This is a genomic window from Staphylococcus sp. GW821-FHT11H10 (assembly GCF_058807855.1).
In genome coordinates, this window is the sequence record NZ_JBXARC010000046.1 from 1 (window position 1) to 3353 (window position 3353).

At 31.1% G+C, this 3353-nt stretch carries 5 protein-coding genes; 3 read left to right on the forward strand and 2 right to left on the reverse strand.

The features are described 5' to 3' along the window. Positions 1–84: 84 nt before the first annotated feature. Both AC1RRU_RS12470 and cls read right to left on the reverse strand, forming a co-directional pair. Positions 85–726, reverse strand: a complete 642-nt coding sequence (locus AC1RRU_RS12470) for an HD domain-containing protein (protein ID WP_016931420.1) — start codon at positions 724–726, stop codon at positions 85–87. A 99-nt stretch (positions 727–825) separates the two neighbouring features. Beyond that, positions 826–2310 carry a cardiolipin synthase gene (gene cls / locus AC1RRU_RS12475; RefSeq protein ID WP_011275257.1) on the reverse strand — a complete coding sequence of 495 codons (1485 nt, stop codon included), beginning with the start codon at positions 2308–2310 and terminating at the stop codon, positions 826–828. A 156-nt stretch (positions 2311–2466) separates the two neighbouring features. Here cls and csoR point away from each other — a divergent pair, with 156 nt between their 5' ends. The 3 genes from csoR to AC1RRU_RS12490 all read left to right on the forward strand — a co-directional run bounded on the left by csoR (position 2467) and on the right by AC1RRU_RS12490 (position 3253). Continuing rightward, the gene (gene csoR, locus AC1RRU_RS12480; RefSeq protein ID WP_046309851.1) at positions 2467–2790 is read left to right on the forward strand and encodes a copper-sensing transcriptional repressor CsoR; all 324 of its coding nucleotides are present in this window, start codon (positions 2467–2469) and stop codon (positions 2788–2790) included. Between the two features lie 11 nt (positions 2791–2801). Then, positions 2802–3008 (forward strand): putative copper chaperone CsoZ, encoded by a 207-nt coding sequence (gene csoZ / locus AC1RRU_RS12485; protein ID WP_011275259.1) that lies wholly within the window; start codon positions 2802–2804, stop codon positions 3006–3008. Positions 3009–3115: 107 nt separating this feature from the next. After that, positions 3116–3253, forward strand: a complete 138-nt coding sequence (locus tag AC1RRU_RS12490; RefSeq protein WP_011275260.1) for an Lmo0850 family protein — start codon at positions 3116–3118, stop codon at positions 3251–3253. Positions 3254–3353 lie beyond the last annotated feature (100 nt).

Here is a 3353-nt window from a genome sequence, read left to right on the forward strand (position 1 = left end):
ACAAAAAAAGAGATTAAACAACTTAAAGTTGCTTAATCTCAATATTTGGACTCATCAGTCCGATTTGACGTAGAGCCCCTTTTTTTATATATGCCATTCTTTATAAAATTGATTTAAAAACTGTTCCATAAACGCATGTCTTTCTCTAGCTAATTTTCGACCAGTTTCAGTATGCATTAAATCTTTTAATTTTAATAATTTATCATAAAAGTGACGTATAGCGGAAGGTTCTAAATTAGTAATCGTTTCAATATTAGGTATGTCACTATGTGGTGATTCTGTCCACATTGGCTCATTAAAATGGCCTGAAAATTGAAATGCTCTAGCAATACCAATAGCACCAATCGCATCTAGTCGATCTGCATCTCTAACAATTTGTCCTTCAATTGGAAGGTCTACATGATTATTTTGTCCATTTCTATAACTTAAATGTTGAATGATGTAAATAATCTTTTGTTGTTGATCAGAAGATACGCGAATGTTCTTTAAAAATGTTTTTAAACAATCTAAAGCATTGGCTTTATTTGTTAACTTATCATCAATGACATCATGAAGTAATGCAGATAATGTGATAATTAAATATTCTCCTTGTTGCTCGCATTTAGAGATTGTTTGAGCTAGTGACGTTACACGTTCTACATGTGCAACATCATGACCAGAATAATCACTTTTATGAAAATCTTTCATATATCTATGCGCTAATTCTATTTGTCGTGTTACATCCATTTTAATCTCCTTATTGTTCAGATGAGTTCGGGACTAAAGTATTATTTTAAGACTATAATATTTTCATTGTGATTTTTTAAGCCACTATATCTAAATTATCTATAGAATAGGTGAAAGTAATTGAGATATACCTTCTTTAAATTTAATCCACAGGCTTCGTTTATTATATAAGTCTTCAGTGAGTCGGTAAGATACTTTCATATCTTGAATAAATGCTTCTTTTAGTTGCGCTGCAATTGCTTCATCATAGATGAATGCGTTTACTTCAAAGTTCAATGTAAAACTACGATTATCCATGTTGGCAGTACCTACTGAAGCAATTTCATCATCAATAATTAATGTTTTGGAGTGTAAGAAACCATTATCATAATGATAGATTTTCACGCCAGCTGATAATAGAGAAGCTGCGTTTTTTAAGGTAGCCCAATAAACAAAAGGATGATCAGGTTTATTAGGAATCATGATATTGACCTCTACACCACCTAAAGCTGCTATTTTAATTGCATCAATGAAGGCTTGATCAGGAATAAAATAGGGTGATTGAATATAAATAGATTGTTTAGCTGAAGAAATCATTTTCAAATAACCATATTTGATTTGCTCCCAATCTTCATCAGGACCACTTGAGGCAATTTGTACACCTATTGTTCCACCAGAGTCTACATCAGGAAAATAGCGATCTTCATATTCGATTGAATCACGGTTTGATTGTGAGTTCCAATCTAATATAAATCTCAGTTCAAGTGCGTTTACAGAATCTCCTTCTAATCGCAAATGAGTGTCTCGCCAATATCCAAATTTTTTATCTTTACCTAAATATTCGTCGCCTACATTAAAACCACCAACATAACCAATTTTACCGTCAATAATAACTATTTTTCTATGGTTTCGGTTATTCATACGTAGGTTTATAAGTGGGAGTTTAGAAGGAAAGAAAGATTCAACATGTCCACCTTTTTGACGAAAGTGTTTTAAATCTTTTTTTCTTAGAGTTCTTGATCCCATATCATCGTATAACATTTTAACTTCTAAGCCCTCATCAAGTTTATCCTCAAGTGCTGAGAGAATTCGATGACCTAATTCATCACTTTTGAAAATATAGTATTGAATATGTATATAATCTTTTGCATTTTTAATATCACTTAATAATGCATCAAATTTTGCATGGCCATCAGTATAAATCTTGGTTTGATTATCAGTAGTAAGGAATGCAGCATTGTTAAAAAGTAACATGCGTACCATTTCTTTAAACTTAACAATTTGATGATTACCTTTTGAGAAATCGTCGCTTTCTAATGCTTCAATTTGTTCATCGACAATCATAGCAAGGCCTTTACGGTCTTCTTTTTTCAATTTAAAAATACGATTGCGTTGAATTTGGCGTCCTAATAGTAAATATAAAATAAACCCTATAATTGGTAAAAATACTAAAACAAGTAGCCAAGCCCATATTGAACCAGCACTACGGCGCTCCATAAAGATAATAACAAACGCAAAAATTAAGTTTAATATAAAGGCAGCAATTAAAATGATATTAATAATCAATGAGGAATGCGTGAAAGACATTGAGTATATTTCTACCATAGTACGCCTCCTGTTTATTTTTTAATTCTTGCAAGAATAAGATAAGTCTAGTACTTTCTTAAACTTAATTGTATCATGGCATTAACTAAATAGCATGACCCTTTTTCATGAAAATAAGTTACAGTGTTTGACGAATATGAAGGTAAATTATACGATATGATAGTACTATTAGAAAGGGTGACGACCTTGAATAATCATGAAAATGCACATCATTCCGATCAAATTAAAATGAATTTAAAATCAAGACTTAATCGTATTGAAGGGCAAGTTAGAGCGATTAATCGCATGATTGAAGAAGATGTATACTGTGATGACGTGCTAACTCAAATTAGAGCTACAAGATCAGCTTTAAATAGTGTGGCCACTAAGTTGCTAGATCATCATATGAAAAGCTGTATCATGGATAAAGTGAATAACGGCGCTCAAGAAGAAGCGATGGAAGAATTGTTAGTGACTTTTCAAAAATTAATGAAAGATTAGGGGTTAATTAAATGAACTTTAGTGAAATTAGAATTAGTGAATTAAATACTGAAGAGCAAGCTAATTCACTCCAACATAGACTTGAGAAGATGATAGGTGTAGATGAAGTAATTGTAGAACTAAATGACCAATTAGTTAAAATTTCTTATGAAACACCTACGAATTTAAATAGTATTGAAAAAGAAATTTATGATGATGGTTATAAGGTATTAGGTTGATAATTTAAAATAATTTTATTAAATATCAATTTTATGCTGAATTAATGTAGTAAAACAACGATAATTGGGGTAGTATAACTTTGAAGTCATAAAACGAGGTGAAAGCCATGAGTAATTCGGATAAATTGCAAAATGTTGTTAAATTATTATCGTCATTAGGTGTGAATATTAAAAAAACTAAATCTCGTTTAGACATTATTAATACATTGCCAGCTACAACACCTGTGCGCCAAGAACTTAAATAGTCTGCTAGCAATTGATAAAGGTAGAAGAGTCTGGGACATAAACCCTAGAGAAATAGCCAGTAAATGAGTTTTAACAAATTCATTTACTGGCTTCTTTATT